Below are 19528 nucleotides of genomic sequence, written 5' to 3' on the forward strand. Positions count from 1 at the left end.
ATGTGCGGAGCACCTGTTCAGAGCCAGAACCTGCCCGCGGGCGTGGATGTCGAGAAGGAAACGGTCATCACCGGCCGCGTCCTCAACGCCGCCGGTGAGCCGGTCGGTGGCGCATTCGTGCGTCTGCTCGACGGCACCGGCGAGTTCACCGCCGAGGTCGTCGCCTCCGCCACCGGCGACTTCCGGTTCTTCGCCGCGCCCGGTGAATGGACGGTGCGCGCACTGTCGAGTGCCGGAAACGGCACCTCGACGGTGAACCCCAGCGCTCCGGGCGTCCACAACGTCGACGTGACGGTCGCGAAGTAGCACACGGCAAAGACTGGAGCCACGGCTCCGGAACACAGGGCCTCACCCCCGATCACCGGGAGCGAGGCCCTTTGTCGTGAAGCGAAGCCGGTGCAGTCTAGAATGACCCCGTGGTCATCTTCTTCGAACTCTTGCTGGTCCTTGCAGCGGTGCTCATCACCTGGTTCGCGCTGTACACCATCTACCGTCTGGTCTCCGACGGGTCATGACGGACCAGTCGGACGGCGGTACTCGGCGTAGCGGCGACGAGGCCATAGCGCAGGCCGCAGAGCGTGCGCGGGTCACCGCCGAGCTGAACATCCCCGTCCTGTCCGGTCTGCCCGGCGTCGACGACACCGCGAACCTGCGGCGCGGCGCCGATCTGAACCCTGCCCTGCTCGCGCTCCTTCCACTGGTGGGCGTGTGGCGCGGCGAGGGTGAGGCACACGACCCCGAAACCGCCACCGACTACCCGTTCGGTCAGCAGATCGTCGTCGCGCACAACGGCGGTGACTATCTCGTATGGGAAGCCCGCTCGTGGCGTCTCGACGAGAACGGCGACTACGTCGCCGAGGACCGTCGCGAAAGCGGATTCTGGCGCGTCGCTGGTACAGGCGGCCCCGACAGCGACGACCCCGAAACCCTCGAACTGCTGCTCACCCACAGTTCCGGTGTCGTCGAGTTGTACTACGGCACGGCGCTGACCCAGTCGTCCTGGGAGCTCGCCACCGACGTGGTGATCCGGACCCGGTCCGGCGAAGTCGTGGGCGGCGCCAAGCGCCTGTACGGCATCGTCGAGGGCGGCGACCTCGCCTACGTCGAGGAACGTGTCACCCCCGACGGCGACATGCGGCCGCGCATGTCTGCGCGGCTCGCACGCCACGTCGGCTAACGAGCCCACTCCGCTTCCGCGCCCGCGTGGCTTTCCGCCCCGGGCGCCGATCCGTTGCCCGCGTGGGCCGAGGAGCCTTCCCGCTCGTCTCGTCCGCCGTCGTCTCCGTCGATCTCGTCCGGGATGGCGCGGGTCACGACCACGACCTCCGGCGCCGGACGGCTTGCCGCAGCCTCGAGGTCCTCGGCGGTCTTGACTTCGGTCCACTGCCGGGTGACCGGTTCGGGGAGTTCACCGAGATCCTCACGGATTCCGCGCACCAGGCTGTACATCATGACGAAGCCCATCACGAAGAAGGGCAGACCGACCACGGTGATCACCTGCTGTAGCGCGTCCAGACCGTCCTTACCGGTCGCGACGAGCATGGTGGCAGCGACCAGGCCCATGATCACGGCCCAGAACAGCCGCTGATGCATGGGTGCCTTCCCTTCGGTGCCGCCGGACATCATGTCCAGGACCATGGCAGTCGAGTCCACCGAAGTGACGAAGAAGATCACCACCAGCAGGATCGCAATGCCCGACACCAGCCCTGTAAGCGGGAAGTTGCCGAGGAATTCGAACAGCGCACCGGGGATGTCGCCCGCATCGACGACACGTTCGACAAGACCCCCGTCACCCTCGAGCTCGATGTGGAAGGAACCCATCCCGAAGATGCTGAACCAGATGATCGAGAAGAGCACCGGCAGAGCCAGCACCCCGGCGACGAATTCGCGGATTGTCCGGCCGCGCGAAATGCGCGCGATGAAGATGCCGACGAACGGCGACCAGGTGATGGTCCAGGCCCAGTAGAACACCGTCCAGGTGTTCTGCCAGCCGGAGTCGACGAACGTGTCGTTCCAGAACGCGAGGTTCGGCAGGGTGTCGGCGTAGATGCCGACCGACTCGATCATCCCCTTGAGCAGGAACAGGCTGGGGCCGGTGACCAGGACGAAGATCAGAAGCATCACCGCGAGGCCGATGTTGAAGTTCGACAACCGCTTGATGCCCTTGTCGAGACCGAGAGCCACCGAGATGCCCGCCATGACAGTGACGAGGGCGATGAGCGCAATCTGGATGATGCCGGACTCCTCGAGTCCGAAGAGCTGGGCGAGGCCGGCGTTGATCTGGAGCGTACCGAGGCCGACGGACGTCGCGACCCCGAAGATCGTGCCGATGATCGCAACCACGTCGATCGTCTTGCCGATCGGACCGTAGATCCGCCCGCCGAGCAGGGGCGCGAAGATCGAGCTGACACGGGGCGGGAGCTTGCGCTTGTAGATGAAGTAACCGAAGCACAGACCCGGCAGTGCGAAGATCGCCCACGTGTGGAATCCGAAGTGGTAGAGCGTGAAGCCCATTGCTTCACGCGCGGCCGCCTCGGATTCCGGCGCCACGTCCTGCTGTGGAGGATTCGCGAAATGGGAGATCGGTTCCGCAACGCTCCAGAACATCAGGATCGTGCCGATTCCCGCCGCGAAGAGCATCGAGAACCACGCGAGGGTGGAGTGCTCGGGACGCTCGTCGTCGCCGCCGAGCCGGACGCGTCCGTAGTGCGTCAGCGCAATGATCACCAGGAAGATCAGGAACGTCGTGACGCCCAGGATGTAGAACCATCCGAGGTTGGTCATGATCCAGCCCGACGCCGTGCTGAACACGTTGTCGACCGTGGTCGTGAAGGCAACCGTGAGGACGACGAACACCAGCGATATCAGCGCGGAGGTGAAGAAGACGCCTGGTGACGTGCGTAAACGGAGGGCGTCGTGGGCTTTTGTCAGGATCGGCACGTCACGGTCTACCCCGTTCGTAGCTCTCACTACACATGGGTCTCGTCACATACGGGATCTCGTTACCCGCGGGGTCGTGTCCACGGGGATCTCGTGCCTTCCCACCCAGCGGCCCCGAGACACGAACGACCCCCGAGTCGTCTCGGCGAGCCGGAGGAGATCCGGGACTCGACGAGCCCGGTGGGACGATCCGGGGACTCGGGGGTCGGGTGACTACCTGGTATTCGCCGGCCGCTCGCGGTCGGAGAACGCTGTCGTCGACGAGCGGCTAGCGGGCAGCCACCTCACATGTCCGAAGAAAACTCACTTTCAGACCACCTCCTTCCTCGTGTACCAGCGAAGGTACGCCCGGCTCACGCAGTCGGCAACGTATTTTTCTCGACGTGCATCACGACGTCGGCGGCGGTATCGGACGGCAGCTGGTGTGTCACCACCACCACGGTGCGTTCGGGGTCGACGAGACCCGCGTCCCGGTCGAGCAGGCGGCGTTGCAGACGTGCCGCATCGTCGGCGTCGAGGTGTTCCCCCGGTTCGTCGAGCAGCAGGATCCGCGCGGGCGACAGCAGTGCCCTGGCCAGCAGCAGTCGCCTGCGCTGGCCCCCGGAGAGCGCCCTCGCGCCGGATTCGAGCACGGTGTGCACGCCCTCCGGTAGCCCTGCCAGCCACGGTCCGAGCCCCACCGCTTCGAGCACGGAGTACGCCTCGGTCTCGTCGACGTCACCGCGCGCGACGCGCAGATTTTCGAGGACCGACGTGCCGAAGACGTGCGCGTCCTCGGCGAAGAATCCGACACGGTGGCGCAGCGCCGCGGGCTCGAGTTCCTCCAGTGGCACACCGTCGAGCGTCACGCTGCCCGAGACCGGGCTCAGCAACCCGGCCAGGGTCATCAACGTCGTGGTCTTGCCGCTGCCGCTCGTTCCCACCAGCGCGACGCGGGCACCGGGAGCCAGGTCGAGGGTCACAGGGTTCGTCGCGGAACCGCCGGGCCACCCGCTCCGCAGGTTGTCGGCGCGAAGCCGTCCCGGTCCGTCGACAGGGCGGTCGCCGTGCGGGACCGACCGGTCGGCGCGATCGAGCAGGTCGTTGATCCGCCGGGACGCGATCCGCGCCCGGACGAGGGTCTGCGCCGCCGCGGGCAGCACCGAGGTCGATTCGAACGCGGCGAGGGGCAGCAGGACGAGGACGCCCAGCGTCGTGGGGCTCATCGCGGCGGGACCGGACCCGAACACCGTGATACCGATCAGCAAGGCTCCGAGGACGCTCGCTCCCACCGCGAGGGGTGCGGCCGCGTCGGCGAACGCGGACGGGACGGCGGACCTGTCGGTGGCACGCACGGCCTCGACGCCCGACGCCCGAGCGCGTCGGGACGCGCGGTCGAGCTGGCCCGAGACCCGCAGTTCCGCCGCGTGATCGAGCACGGTCACGGCGTCGTGGGCGAACCGGTTACGAGCGTCGTCGCCGTCGGTCTCCGCCTGCGTTGCGGCCCGTGCCGACAGCCACGGGGCCAGCACGCCCGCGACGAGCAGCGCGACGGCGAGCACGGCTCCGGCGGCCGGAGAGATCACCGCGAGAACGATGACGGCGGCGGACGAGAGCACGGCAGATACGGCGATGGGAACGAGAGCCCGGACGACGACGTCTCCGAGCGCATCGACGTCGGCGCCGGTGCGTGCGAGGAGATCGCCGCGCCGCAGGCCCGCCGACGCCGCGGGGTCACCGTCGGCGAGCCGCTGATAGAGACGGGACCGGGCCGACGTCATGCCGCGCAACGCGGTCTCGTGCGTGGCGAGTCGTTCGAGATAGCGGAACAGACCGCGCGCGACGCCGAGTGCGCGCACCGCGACGACGGCGACCGTGAGGTCCAGTACCGGCGGCATCTCCCAGGCTCTGATGATCAGCCAGGCCGACAGCCCCGACAACATGAGCGCACTACCCAGGGTCGCCACGCCCGCAAGAATCGCGAGCGCGACCCGCCGTGGTTCGAGTTCGAGCAGCGCCATCGCACGGCGCAGATCCGACGATGCGGTCACGACGCACCTCCCGGGCGGACCTCGACGATGCGGTCGGCGATGGCCAGCAGACTCGGGCGGTGTGCCACGATCACGACGGTGCGGCCGTCGCGGGCGAGTGCGGTCAGGGCGTCGAGCACGGTTGTCTCGGTGTCGGGGTCGAGGTGCGCGGTGGGTTCGTCGAGCAACAACACGGGTCGCGACGACGCGAGCGTGCGCGTGAGAGCAAGCCGCTGGCGCTGTCCCAGGGACAGTCCGCTGCCTCCGGACCCGACGACCGTCTCCCATCCCTGGGGAAGCTCCGCGAGTACCGAGTCGAAACCTGTTGTCGCGCAGACTGTACCGAGGTTCGGATCGGCAGGGTCGACGCCGGTGAGCCGGAGGTTGTCGGCGAGCGTTCCCGGCAGCAGCACGGGGTGCTGCGGGAGCCATGCCACCTCGTTCCACCATGCCTCGTCGCCGGCTACGGGCCGCCCGTCGACGGTGATGTCTCCCTCCGCCACCTCGGTGAGTCCGAGGAGGGCGAGCAGCGCGGTCGACTTCCCGGAGCCGTTCTCTCCGGTCAGTACGGTGACCTCACCGGGCCGGCACTCCGCATCGAGCCGGTAGGGAGCGAACCCGTCCCGGCCCGCAACGCTGACGTTCCGGAAGACGATCTCGCGCCCAGCGGCGGAGACAGGTTCACCCGCCACCGTGGCGCGGTGCTCCGTGCCCGCCGGCGCCGGTTCGTGCGCGGTGTGTTCGGGGGCGGTCCGTTCGGGAGCGACAGCCAGAATCGCAAATGCTCGATCCGCCGCGGCCGTGCCGTTCTCCGCGGCGTGGAACTTCGCTCCGACGGTGCGGAGCGGGAAGTACGCCTCCGGCGCGAGGATCAACGCGATGATGCCGGCTTCGAGCGGCATCCCGCCGTAGACCAATCTCATGCCGATGGTCACGGCGACGAGCGCAACCGAGAGTGTGGCGAGGAATTCCAGAACGGTGCCGGACAGGAACGCCACGCGCAGCGCCGACATCGTGGTGCGCCGGTGGTCCTCGCCGAGTTCGCGCACCCGCGCGGCAGGGCCCTGCTCGCGGCCGAGCGCGCGGAGGGTGGGCAGACCTGCGAGCAAGTCGAGCAACTGGGACGAGAGGGTGGTCATCGCGTCGAGCGTGCGGTCCGCTTTGCCCTTGGTGAGCAGTCCGATGAGGATCATGAAGATCGGGATCAGCGGCAGCGTGACGATGATGATGATCGCCGACGTGAGGTCGTGCAGGGCGATGACGACGATCGTGACAGGCGTCAGCGTGACCGCCAGGATCAGAGCCGGCAGGTAGCCGGTGAGGTAGTCGCGCAGGCCGTCGAGCCCTCGGGTCAGCACGGTGGCGATCTCGTCGCGACGCGGATCCAGTTCTCGGGGCGGCAGGGTCGCGGCCGCGTCGAGGACCTCGCTCTCGAGTTCGGCGATGACGCGGCTCGCCGAACGATGCGCGTATCGGGAGTGCAGCCAGGTGGCGACCACACGCACGGCGACTGCCCCCGCGAGGACGAGCAATTCGGTGCGCCAGTCACCGAGGGTGCGGGCATCGGTGGTGATGACCCCCGCCAGCACCGTGCCGATCATCAGGGCGCTCACCACCACCATCACGACATCGACCAGCGACGTCAGAACGGTGAGGGCGAGGTACCCCCGTGCCGATGCCGAGTATCGCCACAGCCGTGGGTCGATCGGTCCCCGCCGGCGCTTCTCGGCGCCGGCGGGAACGGTGGCAGCGGCAACCGTCATTTGGTGCCGATCTTCAGACCGATGGACGGCGGGATGTGCGAGGTCGAGATCCGCTGGCGGAACACCCAGTAGGTCCACCCCTGGTAGAGCAGGACCACGGGCGTGACGGCGACGGCGGCCCACGTCATGATCTTCAGTGTGTAGGCGCTCGACGACGCGTTCTCGATGGTCAGCGACCACGCCGGATCGAGGGTGGACGGCATGACGTTCGGGAACAGTGCCGCGAACAGCAGCACGATCGTCGCCGCGATGGCCACGGTGGTGAACACGAAAGCCCAGCCCTCGCGTTCGGCGGCGACCAGCGCGACAACGGCGAGCAGTGCGGCCGCAGCGACGGCGACGAGGATCAGCGTCCAGGTCTTGCCGTAGGCGAGCTGGGTCCACACCACGAACGCCCCCGCGACCAGAACGGTCGGGACGGACAGCCGGCGCGACAGCTTCACCGCGTCGGTGCGGATGTCACCGGAGGTCTTCAGCGCGATGAACACCGCGCCGTGCAACGCGAAGACCAGAGCTGTGGTGACGCCACCCAGCAGTGCGTACGGGTTGAGCAGGGCGAAGAATCCACCCACGTACTGCTTGTCGGCGTCGATCGCCACGCCGCGCACGATGTTCGCGAACGCGACGCCCCATAGCACGGCCGGAACCCAGGAGCCGAAGATGATGCCCCAGTCGCAGCGTCGCCGCCACACCGGATCGTCGATCTTGCCGCGCCACTCGATCGCGCACACCCGGACGATCAGGGCGAGGAGGATCAGCAGCAATGGAAGGTAGAACCCGGAGAACAGGGTTGCGTACCACTCCGGGAACGCGGCGAACAATGCGCCGCCGGCGGTGATCAGCCACACTTCGTTGCCGTCCCACACCGGGCCGATGGTGTTGAGCAGGACCCGGCGACGGGTGTCGGCACTCTCGGTCTTGCCGCGGCCGAGCACGGGGAAATGCATACCGACACCGAAGTCGAAGCCTTCGAGGATGAAGTATCCCGTGAACAGAACCGCGATCAGGATGAACCAGACTTCTTGGAGTCCCATCAGAGATCTCTCCTAGTACGCGAAGGACAATTGCTTCGGCTTTGTGTCGTCGTCGGTGTCGTCATCGGTGCCGGGTGGCTGCGCGTCGTGCGGCTGCGGGCCTTGCTTCGCGTACTTACGGATCAGCCAGAACCAGACCACACCCAAGGCCGCGTAGACGACGGTGAACGCGATCAGCGATGTCAGGACGGTCGCGGGGGCATGGTCGGAGACACCCTGTTCGACGGTGAGCCGGATCATGTCCACTCCCGTGGGGTTCGGGTGCACGACCCAAGGTTGACGCCCCATCTCGGTGAAGATCCAGCCCGCGCTGTTCGCCAGGAACGGTGTGGGAATCGCGATGAGCGAGAGTTTCGCGAACCACTTCTGGTCGGGTACGCGTCCACGCCGCGTGACCCACAATCCCGCGAGTGCGAGTGCTGCGGAGCCGGCGGCGAGGCCGATCATCGCGCGGAAGGACCAGTAGGTGACGAACAGGTTGGGGGTGTAGTTGCCCGGGCCGAACTGCTCCTCGTACTGCGCCTGGAGGTCTTCGACACCTTGCAGCGTCACGCCCGAGAATTCGCCCTGGGCGAGGTACGGCAGCACGTAGGGCATGTCGAGCACGTGGACGACGCCGTCACAGTTGTTGTGGGTGCCGAGCGTGAGAATCGAGAAGTTCGGGTCCGTTTCGGTGGTGCACAACGACTCTGCCGAGGCCATCTTCATCGGCTGCTGCTCGAACATCAGCTTTGCCTGGACGTCGCCGGTGACGAACAGGGCGACACCCGCGATGAGCATCACCACCAGGCCGAGACGCGTCACCGGGCGGAACAGTCCCCGCGCGTCGTTCTCGAGTTGCTGGGCTTCCTCCGGCGCGGACGGCCGGATCTCCTTGGCGCGTCGCATGTTCCGTACCATCCACCAACCGCCGATGCCGGCGATGAACGTGGCGGCAGTGAGGAACCCACCGGCCACGGCGTGCGGATATGCCGCCAGCGCGGTGTTGTTGGTGAGCAGTTCCCAGATACTCGTCAGTTCGGCGCGACCGGTCTCGGGGTTGTAGGTGGCACCGACCGGATGCTGCATGAACGAGTTGGCCACGATGATGAAGTACGCGGACGCGTTGACGCCGATGGCGACGAGCCAGATGGTCGCCAGGTGGACGAGTTTGGGCAGGCGCGACCAGCCGAAGATCCACAATCCGAGGAAGGTGGATTCGAGGAAGAAGGCGACCAGCCCTTCGAGGGCGAGTGGCGCTCCGAAGACGTCACCGACGAAGCGGGAGTATTCGCTCCAGTTCATGCCGAACTGGAACTCCTGCACGATGCCGGTGGCGACGCCGAGCGCGAAGTTGATCAGGAACATCTTCCCGAAGAACTTCGTCAGCCGATACCAGTGATCCTTCTTGGTGACCACCCACATCGTCTGCATGATCGCGACCAGCGGCGCGAGACCGATGGTGAGCGGGACGAGGATGAAGTGATACACCGTCGTGATCCCGAACTGCCACCGGGACAGATCCAAGACGTCCATTGCCACTCCGAGGTGAGGCCCGAATACGAGGAAGTCCGAATCCAGGGCGCGGGCCGACGCTCCGATTTCGGACACTTGGCCGCGCGAAAGCACAATTCGGCCTTGTTACTACAAAATGTAGTAGAAGTTTCGGGCCCTCGGTACCAGCCGTGTCGTTGACCACACGGGATACACCTCACACCTCGCGCAGAAGGTGGTTTTCTCCACCGAAAACCCGCACAAATGGGTCTTTCGTCGCTGGTGGAAGGGCCTTTCGGCCCTCACTCAGGATGCAGCGTCCACAGCCTTGTCGACCAGTTCCTCGACCGTGCCGGCGAGTGACCTCACCGACAGCGGGTGCCCGTCGAGCATGTGCACCCGGGCGGCGCGCGACACACTCGACACGAGCCACACTCCGTCCGCCACGATCAGGTCGGCGGGACGCAACGGCTCGTAGCGCACGGCGAAGTCGTGGTCTCCCGCAACGTCGAACAGCGCCTGCTGCGTGGTGCCCGGCAGGATGCCCAGCTCGGGGGGCGGCGTGAGCAGGGTGTGCCCCCGTGCGATCACGACCGTGGACCGCGGGCCTTCGAGCACGTACCCCTCGCTGCTCGTGTAGATCACGTCGTCGACGCCCAGCGACTCCGCGTGACGCAAAGCCGCCATGTTCGTCGCATACGACAAGGTCTTGGCCCCGATGAGCTGCCACGGAGCGGTCCGCGCGACGTCGACGGAGTACCCGCGCTCGAGAGTCACCACCGACACACCCTCGCGCCGCGTCCGCAGCACCCGTTCCGGAACGGGAGTCACCAGCAGGAAAGCCGTCGGAGAGCCGGCATCTTCGCGACCGCGGGTGTAGACGAGCCGGAGGACCCCCTCCCGGTCCCCGCCCCACTCCTCCACCGCGAGGTCGATGGCTGCACGCCACTCGGCCCGATCCGGTTCGGGGAGAGCGAGTGCCTCCGCGGACGACGCGAGCCGGGCAAGGTGCAGTTCCACCGCGCAGGCCCGCCCACCACGGACGAGCAGCGTCTCGAACACCCCGTCGCCGCGCAGCACTCCGATGTCATCGGCGTGCACCAGAGGAGCGTCGAGGTCCCGCACCTCGCCGTCCAGCGTCATCAGCACCCGATCAGCCATGCTTCCAGCCTAGCGAGTGGCGAACACGCGGCCACTTCCCCATAGACTGTTGTCGTGACCGAGATTCCGATCGTGTCCGAGAGCCGTCTCCTCACCGTTCCCGACGCAGTCGCGTCACCCCCTGGCACCCCCGACGAGGGCTTGGCCTGGCATTACGGTGACCCCCTCGGCGAACAACGCGCCGCGACCACCGGCGCGGCGATCGTCGACCGCTCCACGCGGTACGTCATCGCCATCTCCGGCGACGAACGCCTGTCGTGGTTGCACACCATCACGAGCCAGCACGTCGCCGCGCTGCCCCCGGGTACGTCCGCCGAGAACCTCAGCCTCGACGTGAACGGCCGGGTCGAACACCACTTCGTGCAGACCGACCTCGACGGTGTCACCTGGATCGACACCGAACCGAGCCGCGGACCGGACCTTCTCGGATTCCTGACCAAGATGGTGTTCTGGTCGAAGGCCGAACCGCGGGACGGCAACGACATGGCCGTCCTGTCCCTCCTGGGGCCCGACGCGGGCAGCCCGGGCATCCTCGGCGTCCTCGGTCTCGAGGCCCTGCCGGCGGAGCCCTACGCGGCGGTCGCACTCCCGGGCGGCGGGTTCGTCAGACGGATGCCCTGGCCCACCGACGATTCCTACGACCTGTTGATTCCCCGTGACCGGCTCGTCGAGACGTTCACCGCCCTCGTGTCCGCCGGCGCACGCCCGGCAGGTACGTGGGCTTACGACGCGCTGCGAGTGGTCGCCATGCGGCCTCGCATCGGCATCGACACCGACGACCGCACCATCCCGCACGAGGTGCGGTGGATCGGTGGGCCCGGCGAGCACGGAGCCGTGCACCTCGACAAGGGTTGTTACCGGGGTCAAGAGACCGTGGCGCGCGTCCACAACCTCGGCAAGCCGCCACGGCACCTGGTCCTCCTGCACCTCGACGGCTCGGCGGACGGACGGCCCGAGACCGGCGACGCCGTCACGGCCGGCGGCAGGACGGTCGGGCGGATCGGCACCATCGTGGACCATTTCGAACTCGGTCCCGTCGCGCTGGCGCTCGTCAAACGCACCATCACCCCGGACACGCCGCTCGTCGCCGGTCCGTGTGCCGCGTCGATCGATCCGGACTCGATACCGCAGGACGACACCGTGCAGGCCGGAAGGCAGGCCGTCGAGCGGTTGCGCGGCCGGTGACCGCCGGCCGGGTCGAGGCGGTGTGCGTCGTGCACGCGCTCCGCGACACCGGACTGCGGCGCGTCCCGGTGACCGCCATCGACAAACGACCCGTCGACGGTGAGGTCCACGTCGGCGAGTCCGGTCTCGCCGGCGATCGCCAGTGCGACACCGCCAACCACGGCGGCCGCTACAAAGCGGTCTACGCGTACGGGGACGACGAGGCTCGCCGCTGGGCGACCGAACTCGGCCGCGACCTTCCCGTCGGGTGGTTCGGCGAAAATCTCCGGGTGAGCGGCATGTCGCCGACCGACGCCGTCATCGGGGAACGCTGGCGGGTCGGAGACGGCGGCCTGCTGCTCGAGATCACCGGACCGCGCACGCCGTGCCGAACGTTCGGGAACTGGTCGGAGGAACCGCGCTGGGGCGCGCGCTTCACCGCGCGTGCGGACACCGGTGCGTACCTGAAGGTGGTCACGGAAGGATCCGTCCGGGCGGGCGACACGATCACCGTCGAGGACGTCCCCGGTCACGGCGTCACCGTGCGGGACCTGTTCACCGGCCGTGACCCGGAACGGCTCGCCGTGATGCTCGACCAGCAAGACGATCTCGCGCCGACAGTGGCGGAGAAGGCACGCCGGCGGATCGCCGGCCGGAAGGCGGAACAGCAGTGAGCGTCGAACTGGTCGAGGTGGTGCGGTCGGGCTTCCGCGAGTGCGTCCACCGCGGATCGCTGATCGTGCTCGACCCGCAGGGTGAGGTGGTGGTCTCCCTCGGCGAGGTGCACACCCCGATCTACCCCCGCTCGTCGAACAAGCCCCTCCAGGCCGTCGCGATGCTGCGGTCGGGTTTCGTGCCGCGCAGTTCTGCCGAACTCGCGATCGCCACAGCGTCACACGAGGGCGAAACCGAGCATGTCGAGCTGGTCGAGAAACTTCTCACCGCCCACGGCTTCGGCGAGCAGGATCTGCAGTGCCCGGAGGATCTGCCGGGCAACGAGCTGGCCCGGGCCGAGGTGCTCGCGTCGGGCCGGGCACCCCGCGCCGCGTACATGAACTGCTCCGGCAAGCACGCCGCGATGCTGGCCGTGTGCGCTGCCCGGGGCTGGGACACCGGTACCTATCTCGACCCGCACCACCCGCTGCAGGAGAGCGTCGTCGCGACCATCGCGGATCTCACCGGAGACATCGAGGACGCGGATCTCGGCATCGACGGTTGCGGCCTGCCGATCGTGCCGGTACCGCTGATCAATCTGGCGCGTGCGTACGCGCGTCTTGCCACCGCCGGGTCCGGCACACCCGAACGCGCGGTCGCCGACGCGATCCGCGAACACCCCTTCCTCATCTCGGGCACCGGCAAGGACGATCTGAGTCTGATGCGTGCCGTCCCGGGTCTGCTGTGCAAAGCCGGCGCGGACGGGGTCCACGCCGGGGCGCTCCCGGACGGAACCTCCTTCGCCTTCAAGATCGACGACGGCCACGAACGCGCCCGGCTACCGCTTTCCTCGGCCCTGCTCCACCGGCTCGGCGTCGGTGACGCGGAGGTCCTCGCGACGCTCGCCTCCCAGCCGGTTTCGGGCGGGGGGGTACGCGTCGGCACCGTTCGGGCCGTCCCGGGGGTGTTCTGAAGGGCACATTCCACGACGCGAGATCTTCATTGCCGCTGGTCGGGTCCGTTTGAGACGTAAAGGACACCGGCCCGGACAGGTGCGTGGGAGCGGAACCGACTTTTCCACGCTAAAGTGGGCCACAGGAAAATACTCAACTCACCGGGGCCGCCAAATTTCCCCAGGCCGCCCCGTCAAAGCGCGAGGGGGTTAGTCATGGGCCGCGGCCGGGCTAAGGCAAAGCAGACCAAGGTTGCACGGCAACTCAAGTACAGCTCGCCGTCCACCGACTTCGAGAACCTCCAACGAGAGTTGTCTGGCGGTGTAACCAACTCGCAGCGTGACGAGGTCTTCGCAGACCAGCGTTCCGGTTGGGACGACGATTACGACGACGATTTTCGTCGTTGACTCACCTTTCTCTCTGACGGAGGGGGCAGCCGAGAATTCGGCACCCCCTCCGTCAGTGGTGTAGTCGGCTTTTTACCGAGTGGGCCCAGCGGTGGTAACGCCGCGACGGTCCACCTTTCGGCGTAGCTACCCTCCTGCACCGCTCTTCGTTCGGCAGGCGGGAACACACAGTCGGCCACCAGCTTTCACACGACACAGGTCCGGTCCCCCACCCATCGGGTGAGGGACCGGACCTGTGTGGTGAAGGCTCAGAAGCGCGGGTGGTCGCCCGCCAGGATCGCCCGATCGTCGGAACCGTCCTGCGCCCGGCGGACCGTACCGAGGGTCCAGCAATCGATGTGGCGGGCGGTGAGCACCGCGAGGGCGCGATCGACGTCCTCCGGAGCCACGATCGCCACCATGCCGACGCCCATGTTGAACGTCTTCTCCATCTCGGCGCGCTCGACACGGCCGCGCTGGGCGATGAGACCGAACACCGGCGCCGGGCTCCACGTGGTGCGATCGAGTTCTGCGACAAGACCCTTCGGCATCACGCGCGCGAGGTTCGCGGCGAGACCGCCACCGGTGACGTGGCAGAAGGTACGCACCTCGGTCTCGGCAGCGAGCGCGAGGCAGTCCTTGGCGTAGATGCGGGTCGGCTCGAGCAGTTCCTCACCGAGGGTGCGGCCGAACTCGTCGACGTGCGCGGTCAGGCTCATCTTGCCGATCTCGAGCAGCACCTTGCGAGCGAGCGAGTATCCGTTCGAGTGCAGGCCCGACGCGCCCATGGCGATCACGACGTCGCCGGGACGGACCCGCTCGGGGCCGAGCAGTTTGTCGGCCTCCACGACGCCCACGCCGGTCGCGGAGATGTCGTAGTCGCCGTCGGCCATCACGCCGGGGTGTTCCGCCGTCTCGCCACCGAGCAGTGCGCAACCCGCCTGGACGCAACCCTCGGCGATGCCGGCGACGATCTCGGCGACCCGCTCGGGAACGACGCGGCCCACGGCGATGTAGTCCTGCAGGAACAACGGTTCGGCGCCGCACACCACGAGGTCGTCTACGACCATCGCGACGAGGTCGAGGCCGACGGTGTCGTGCTTGTCCATCGCCTGCGCGACCACGAGCTTGGTCCCCACGCCGTCGGTGGACGCCGCGAGCAGCGGTTCCTTGTAGTCGCGCTTGAGCGCGAAGAGGCCCGCGAACCCACCCAGACCGCCGAGCACCTCCGGGCGGGTGGCCTTCTTCGCGTGCGGCGCGAACAGTTCGATGGCACGGTCACCGGCCTCGATGTCCACGCCCGCTGCGGCGTAGGAAGCTCCGGGGGTTGTCTCCTCGGTCATGAGTTGTCGGCTCCAGCCTCGAGTTGTGTTCGATCTACTGATAAAGGGTGGCCGGTATCCGTCACGGGGCATGCAGAACGCACGCCGAACAGTGCCGACCGCGGGACTTACGGTACCCGACCAGGTTCTACGGCCGACTCAGAACGTCTGCGTTGGCGTTCTCGAGGACCGTCGGGGTCGGGGAATCCGTGTCGACGACGCCGTCGAGCGAGTCCTTGACGACCGCATGCCCGTTGGGAAGCGGGATGGGGTAATGGCCGTCGAAACACGCAGCGCACAACCGGGTTGCGGGCTGCTCGGTAGCGCCGATCATTCCGTCGATCGAGATGTAGCCGAGCGAGTCGGCTCCGATCGAGCGTCGCACCATCTCGACCATCAGGTCGTAATCGTGCTCGTCGTCGTTGTCGCGATCGCGGGTACCGGCACCGTTCGCGATGAGTTCGGCCGGCGACGCGAAGTCGATCCCGTAGAAGCACGGCCACTTCACCGGCGGCGACGCGATCCGGACGTGAATCTCGAGGGCTCCCGCCTCGCGAAGCATGCGGATGAGGGCGCGCTGGGTGTTGCCCCGCACGATCGAATCGTCGACGACGACGAGCCGCTTGCCACGGATGACCTCACGCAGCGGGTTGAGCTTGAGCCGGATCCCGAGCTGGCGGATCGTCTGGCTCGGCTGGATGAAGGTGCGGCCCACGTAGGCGTTCTTCATCAGGCCCTGGCCGTACGGCAGGCCGGATCCCTGCGCGTACCCGACTGCTGCGGGCGTACCCGATTCGGGAACCGGGATGACGAGGTCACCGTCGACCGGGTGCTCCTTGGCCAGCCGACGACCGATCTCGACGCGCGTCGCGTGGACGGACCGGCCGGCGATGGTGGAGTCCGGGCGGGCGAGATACACGTATTCGAACACGCAGCCCTTGGGCTCGGGAGCGGCGAACCGCGACGAGCGCACGCCGTTCGCATCGATCGCGAGAAGCTCACCGGGCTCGATGTCGCGGACGAACGATGCGCCCACGATGTCGAGGGCCGCTGTCTCGCTCGCGACCACCCAGCCACGATCGAGGCGACCCAGGCACAACGGCCGGATTCCCCACGGATCGCGCGCCGCGTAGAGGGTGTGTTCATCCATGAAGGTCAGGCAGAAGGCGCCCTGGAGGGTCGGCAGCAACTGCATGGCCGCTTCTTCGATGGTGCTGTCCCGTGCACCGTGCGCCAGCAGTGCCCCGACGGTGTCGGAGTCCGAGTTCGCTGCGCCGGGACGCTTCGGGTCGAGCACGCCGAGCCGGCGGCCACGTTCGGCCAGAGCCGCGGTGTTCACGAGGTTGCCGTTGTGGCCCAGGGCGACCCCGGAACCGGACGCGGTGGTCCGGAAGATGGGCTGCGCGTTCTCCCACGTCGTCGAACCCGTGGTCGAGTAGCGGCAGTGGCCGATCGCGATGTGGCCGGGCATCGCGGCGAGCGTCTGCTCGTCGAAGACCTGGCTGACAAGACCGAGGTCCTTGAACACGAGGACCTGCGAGCCGTCGGCGACGGCGATGCCCGCCGCCTCCTGGCCGCGGTGTTGTAGAGCATAGAGGCCGTAATAAGTGAGCTTGGCCACGTCTTCGCCAGGAGCCCACACTCCGAAGACGCCGCACTCCTCGCGCGGTTCGTTCTCGGGTTCGTCGGAGGCGAGAAGATTACGTGTGTGAACCGACAGATCGGCACTGGTCACGGAGGTGCTCCCTGAGGCTGGACAAGGGCGGGGCGGTTTCATTCTACGGGCCACGGGCCGGGACTCCGACCGTCGTCCCCGCTCGGGCGGTGCGGACCGCGCAATTCGGGCATCACAAGCGGAGCAGCGGAAGCCAGTGCGCGATCTCGCCGGCCCGGCTTCCCGAGGCGTCGATCGACCCTACGGCGACCGCCTCGTCGAACGTGAGCCGGCCCACCGCCAGACGTAACCAGGTGAGTGCGTCGGTCTCGACGACGTTGGGAGGCGTCCCTCGCGTGTGCCGGGGGCCTTCGACGCATTGCACCGCGACGAACGGCGGCACCCGCACCTCGACGCTGGAGCCGGGTGCGATCTGTTCGAGGGTTCGTGCGCTGAGCCGCACCGCGGCCGCCAGATCGGCGCGGGCCGGCCTGTCGTCGCTGCGTCCCGAGACCCACGGCTCGACGCGGTCGAGTGCGGCTCTCAGCTCGGCGGGATCGACAGTTCTACGTGGTGCCATGTTTCCGGAGCCTAATCCCGGCGCACGTGTGTGCCTTTCGCTGCCCGGACTGTAGCGATCCGGACTGCGACAGCCCCGCCCACATTGACGGCCAGATGCGCGAGCGCAGGAGCCAGGATGCTGCCGCTGCGTACACGCAACCACGCGAACACCAGACCCGACAGCGCGGTGACGAGCACCGTGCCGGCAACGCTGTCGCCTTCGATCCTGGCCGGGCGGATGTGCCAGAGGCCGAAGACGAGGGCCTGTGGGACAGGACCGACCAGGGCCGTCAAGGCGCTGCGGAACAGCAACTCCTCCGCGACCACCGTGCCGACCGGTATGTGCAGCCCGATCCACTCGTAGAAGTCCGGACGGTATGCGCGCCCCTCGTCGACGAAGTGCGCGCGCAGTCCGGGCACCGTTACCGCGACGACGTACCCCGCCGCGACCGCCGTCGCCGCGCCCCCACCCCACCGCAGCCCGTCCCGGGTGCGGGCGGGATCGAATCCGAGAGCGGATGCGGACACTCCGGACGCACGAGTCGCCAGGACCGCGCTCACTCCCGCCGCGGCGGCGAGCAACCCTCGACCCCGAGGGCCCGACCGGACTGCGGGCAGGGCCGCACCGAGCGCGAGCGTCGCGGCGGACGCGACCACCCCTCGCCACGACCCCGGCGTCACTTCTCCGGCCCCTGCACGCCCCGCAACTGCTCGAGTGCGGTGCGGGCTCGTTCGGTGTCGTCGGCGGTCCATCCGTCCGGCCGCGCAATCGCCAGCCAGCCGTCGAGCACCGCGGTGCCGTAGTTGTGGCCGTGCCCGTCCGGCACCCCGGCCGCGTTCGTCAGATCGGCGGACACCTGCCAGAACGTCACGAACGGGAACCACCGCATCTGCGGCAGCCGGTCGTGCCCCGGTGGTTCCGCGAGCCAGTCGGGTCGGCTGAATATCAGGTCGGGAGACCACCACACCACCGGATCGGAGGTGTGCTGGATGTAGAGCACGCGCGGCGCCAGCCACGCCGCGTCGGGTTCGGGAACGGATTCGCTTCCGCCGGCGAATCGCACGACGAGTCCGTCCGCGTACACCGGCAACACCTCGGGTGTGCCGGGATCTCGTCTCTCGACGATCTGCCGCCACAATCGGTTCGAGTTCGGTGGACCGACCCACAGGACCCCGTCGACACTCGAGCGGATCTCGCCGATGCTGTCGAACGCTCCCTCGCCGGACTGGGTGCCGAGGCTCTCGCCGTAGATGTACAGCTTCGGGCGGTCGTCCTCCGGCAGCTGCGTCCAGCGCTCTCGTACGCGGTCGATGAGCATCTCCCCTGCCGCGGCGGCCTTCTCGCGGTCGGCGAGGAACGAGATCCAGCTCGGCAGGTACGAGTACTGCCACGCCACCATCGCGAGGTCGCCGTTGTGGACGAGTTCCATCGCCTGCGCAGCTGTCGGATTGACCCACCCGGTACCGGTGGTCGGGATCAACGCGAGCACCGACCGGTCGAACGCGCCGGTGCGTTCGAGTTCGGCGACAACGAGATCCGCACGCTCTTCGGGGGTGTCGGCGGAGTCGAGCCCGACGTACACCCGGATCGGGTCCTGCGCGGGGACGCCGTTGATGGCGCTCAGCTCGCCGGCGTCGAGGCCGCGCGAGACGAAATCTCTGCCCTGGAACCCGAGGGATTCCCAGGGTGCATGCGAATCGGGGCTGCCCGACTTCGTGGGCTCGGCCGGCTGGAGAGTTCCCTCACGGGTCGTGTCGTCGTGCAGACTGAACGCTTGATTGGTGAAAAAGTATGCGCCGCGCAGCAATACTCCGTCGATGAGCATGAACGTGGCGAGCACGACGACGAGCACACCGAGCGTCCGGGCCAGCCCGAGCGGCACGCGGGCACGGCGGATCAGTTGCCCGGCTACCCAGCGGCCGATGTCGTGCAGGGCGCGCCAGAGTCCGATCAGACCGGCGGAGACTCCGAGGCTGAGCAGGATGGTGCGCAGATATCCGCTGGTGGTGGTCCGTTCCGACCCCATGAGCGCGGCGAGCTGACGCTGGTCGTCGGCGGCGAGAACGAGTGCGACGAGAGCCGCGACGACTCCCGCGACCGGTATCGCGACCTTGAACGCCCGGACGACGGGCAGCGGCGGCGGCCACCACCGCCTGCCGGACAGCAGGAAGCGGTGGACGGCCCACCCGACCGCGCACCCGACGCCGTAGCCGATGGCGGCGTTGATGCCGCCGACGATGCCCTGGAACAACCAGTCCCGGGGCAGCAGCGACGGCGTCAACGACCAGCAGAAGAACAGTGAAGCGAAGGCGATGCCGGTGAAGTCCAGGCTCAACCGTCCCCACACCCGCGCGGGCAGAGGATAGCGGTCACCGAAGTCGCTGACCGCCGCGACGATTCGGCCCCGTCGGGCCGCGATCGCCGCCAGGCGATCGACCTGGCTCGCCGGCACG

General features: G+C 68.0%; 17 protein-coding genes. 6 read left to right on the top strand and 11 right to left on the bottom strand.

All coding sequences use genetic code 11. From position 1 onward, the window contains the following. Entirely contained in the window at positions 1 to 306 is a 306-nt protein-coding gene (locus tag HF877_RS11395) for a DUF1416 domain-containing protein (protein ID WP_169621278.1), read from the top strand. A 205-nt stretch (positions 307 to 511) separates the two neighbouring features. Further along, positions 512 to 1177, top strand: a complete 666-nt coding sequence (locus tag HF877_RS11400; RefSeq protein ID WP_169621279.1) for an FABP family protein — start codon at positions 512 to 514, stop codon at positions 1175 to 1177. Here HF877_RS11400 and HF877_RS11405 read toward each other — a convergent pair. From HF877_RS11405 to HF877_RS11430, 6 genes are all read right to left on the bottom strand, one after another. Next, a complete protein-coding gene (locus tag HF877_RS11405; RefSeq protein WP_169621416.1) occupies positions 1174 to 2934 on the bottom strand; it encodes a BCCT family transporter in 1761 nt (586 codons plus the stop codon). The two genes, HF877_RS11400 and HF877_RS11405, sit on opposite strands and share 4 nt — an antisense overlap. A 359-nt stretch (positions 2935 to 3293) precedes the next feature. Beyond that, positions 3294 to 4940, bottom strand: a complete 1647-nt coding sequence (gene cydC / locus HF877_RS11410; protein WP_169621417.1) for a thiol reductant ABC exporter subunit CydC — start codon at positions 4938 to 4940, stop codon at positions 3294 to 3296. Positions 4941 to 4966: 26 nt separating this feature from the next. Next, positions 4967 to 6712 carry a thiol reductant ABC exporter subunit CydD gene (cydD, locus tag HF877_RS11415; protein ID WP_169621280.1) on the bottom strand — a complete coding sequence of 582 codons (1746 nt, stop codon included), beginning with the start codon at positions 6710 to 6712 and terminating at the stop codon, positions 4967 to 4969. Further along, positions 6709 to 7746, bottom strand: a complete 1038-nt coding sequence (gene cydB, locus HF877_RS11420; RefSeq protein ID WP_169621281.1) for a cytochrome d ubiquinol oxidase subunit II — start codon at positions 7744 to 7746, stop codon at positions 6709 to 6711. Before cydB ends, cydD begins: the two co-directional genes overlap by 4 nt. A gap of 12 nt (positions 7747 to 7758) precedes the next feature. Then, on the bottom strand, positions 7759 to 9261 hold the full coding sequence (locus HF877_RS11425) for a cytochrome ubiquinol oxidase subunit I (protein WP_169621282.1): 1503 nt from the start codon (positions 9259 to 9261) through the stop codon (positions 7759 to 7761). 264 nt (positions 9262 to 9525) lie between these two features. Beyond that, on the bottom strand, positions 9526 to 10380 hold the full coding sequence (locus HF877_RS11430) for an aminodeoxychorismate lyase (RefSeq protein WP_169621283.1): 855 nt from the start codon (positions 10378 to 10380) through the stop codon (positions 9526 to 9528). A 54-nt stretch (positions 10381 to 10434) separates the two neighbouring features. Between HF877_RS11430 and HF877_RS11435 the strand changes: the two genes are divergently transcribed. From HF877_RS11435 to HF877_RS11450, 4 genes are all read left to right on the top strand, one after another. Beyond that, a complete protein-coding gene (locus HF877_RS11435) occupies positions 10435 to 11565 on the top strand; it encodes a folate-binding protein YgfZ (RefSeq protein WP_169621284.1) in 1131 nt (376 codons plus the stop codon). Then, positions 11562 to 12218: an MOSC domain-containing protein gene (locus HF877_RS11440; RefSeq protein ID WP_169621285.1), complete on the top strand. Its 657-nt coding sequence runs from the start codon at positions 11562 to 11564 to the stop codon at positions 12216 to 12218. The genes HF877_RS11435 and HF877_RS11440 overlap by 4 nt, the downstream gene beginning before the upstream one ends. Beyond that, the gene (locus HF877_RS11445; protein WP_169621286.1) at positions 12215 to 13171 is read left to right on the top strand and encodes an asparaginase; all 957 of its coding nucleotides are present in this window, start codon (positions 12215 to 12217) and stop codon (positions 13169 to 13171) included. Before HF877_RS11440 ends, HF877_RS11445 begins: the two co-directional genes overlap by 4 nt. 195 nt (positions 13172 to 13366) lie before the next feature. After that, on the top strand, positions 13367 to 13558 hold the full coding sequence (locus HF877_RS11450) for a DUF3073 domain-containing protein (RefSeq protein ID WP_072701946.1): 192 nt from the start codon (positions 13367 to 13369) through the stop codon (positions 13556 to 13558). A 248-nt stretch (positions 13559 to 13806) separates the two neighbouring features. Here the strand turns inward: HF877_RS11450 and purM are convergent, their stop codons facing one another. The 5 genes from purM to HF877_RS11475 form a co-directional block, all read right to left on the bottom strand. Beyond that, on the bottom strand, positions 13807 to 14880 hold the full coding sequence (gene purM, locus HF877_RS11455; RefSeq protein ID WP_169621287.1) for a phosphoribosylformylglycinamidine cyclo-ligase: 1074 nt from the start codon (positions 14878 to 14880) through the stop codon (positions 13807 to 13809). 127 nt (positions 14881 to 15007) lie between these two features. Then, the gene (gene purF, locus HF877_RS11460; protein ID WP_169621288.1) at positions 15008 to 16594 is read right to left on the bottom strand and encodes an amidophosphoribosyltransferase; all 1587 of its coding nucleotides are present in this window, start codon (positions 16592 to 16594) and stop codon (positions 15008 to 15010) included. A gap of 112 nt (positions 16595 to 16706) precedes the next feature. Further along, positions 16707 to 17093 (bottom strand): sterol carrier family protein, encoded by a 387-nt coding sequence (locus HF877_RS11465; protein ID WP_169621289.1) that lies wholly within the window; start codon positions 17091 to 17093, stop codon positions 16707 to 16709. A gap of 11 nt (positions 17094 to 17104) precedes the next feature. Beyond that, a complete protein-coding gene (locus HF877_RS11470) occupies positions 17105 to 17755 on the bottom strand; it encodes a CPBP family intramembrane glutamic endopeptidase (RefSeq protein ID WP_346765121.1) in 651 nt (216 codons plus the stop codon). Beyond that, entirely contained in the window at positions 17752 to 19527 is a 1776-nt protein-coding gene (locus tag HF877_RS11475) for an alpha/beta hydrolase (RefSeq protein ID WP_169621291.1), read from the bottom strand. Before HF877_RS11475 ends, HF877_RS11470 begins: the two co-directional genes overlap by 4 nt. Between the last annotated feature and the right edge of the window lies 1 nt (position 19528).

The sequence above is a fragment of the Rhodococcus sp. BL-253-APC-6A1W genome (assembly GCF_012843405.1).
In the GTDB taxonomy this organism is placed as follows: domain Bacteria; phylum Actinomycetota; class Actinomycetes; order Mycobacteriales; family Mycobacteriaceae; genus Rhodococcus.

Excerpts from the sequence above, each read along its gene's own strand:
- HF877_RS11395 (WP_169621278.1), top strand. The coding sequence starts at position 1 with ATGTGCGGAGCACCTGTTCAGAGCCAGAACCTGCCCGCGGGCGTGGAT.
- HF877_RS11400 (WP_169621279.1), top strand. The coding sequence starts at position 512 with ATGACGGACCAGTCGGACGGCGGTACTCGGCGTAGCGGCGACGAGGCC.
- HF877_RS11465 (WP_169621289.1), bottom strand. The coding sequence starts at position 17,093 with ATGGCACCACGTAGAACTGTCGATCCCGCCGAGCTGAGAGCCGCACTC.
- cydD (WP_169621280.1), bottom strand. The coding sequence starts at position 6,712 with ATGACGGTTGCCGCTGCCACCGTTCCCGCCGGCGCCGAGAAGCGCCGG.
- cydC (WP_169621417.1), bottom strand. The coding sequence starts at position 4,940 with ATGGCGCTGCTCGAACTCGAACCACGGCGGGTCGCGCTCGCGATTCTT.
- HF877_RS11430 (WP_169621283.1), bottom strand. The coding sequence starts at position 10,380 with ATGGCTGATCGGGTGCTGATGACGCTGGACGGCGAGGTGCGGGACCTC.
- cydB (WP_169621281.1), bottom strand. The coding sequence starts at position 7,746 with ATGGGACTCCAAGAAGTCTGGTTCATCCTGATCGCGGTTCTGTTCACG.
- HF877_RS11425 (WP_169621282.1), bottom strand. The coding sequence starts at position 9,261 with ATGGACGTCTTGGATCTGTCCCGGTGGCAGTTCGGGATCACGACGGTG.
- HF877_RS11450 (WP_072701946.1), top strand. The coding sequence starts at position 13,367 with ATGGGCCGCGGCCGGGCTAAGGCAAAGCAGACCAAGGTTGCACGGCAA.
- purM (WP_169621287.1), bottom strand. The coding sequence starts at position 14,880 with ATGACCGAGGAGACAACCCCCGGAGCTTCCTACGCCGCAGCGGGCGTG.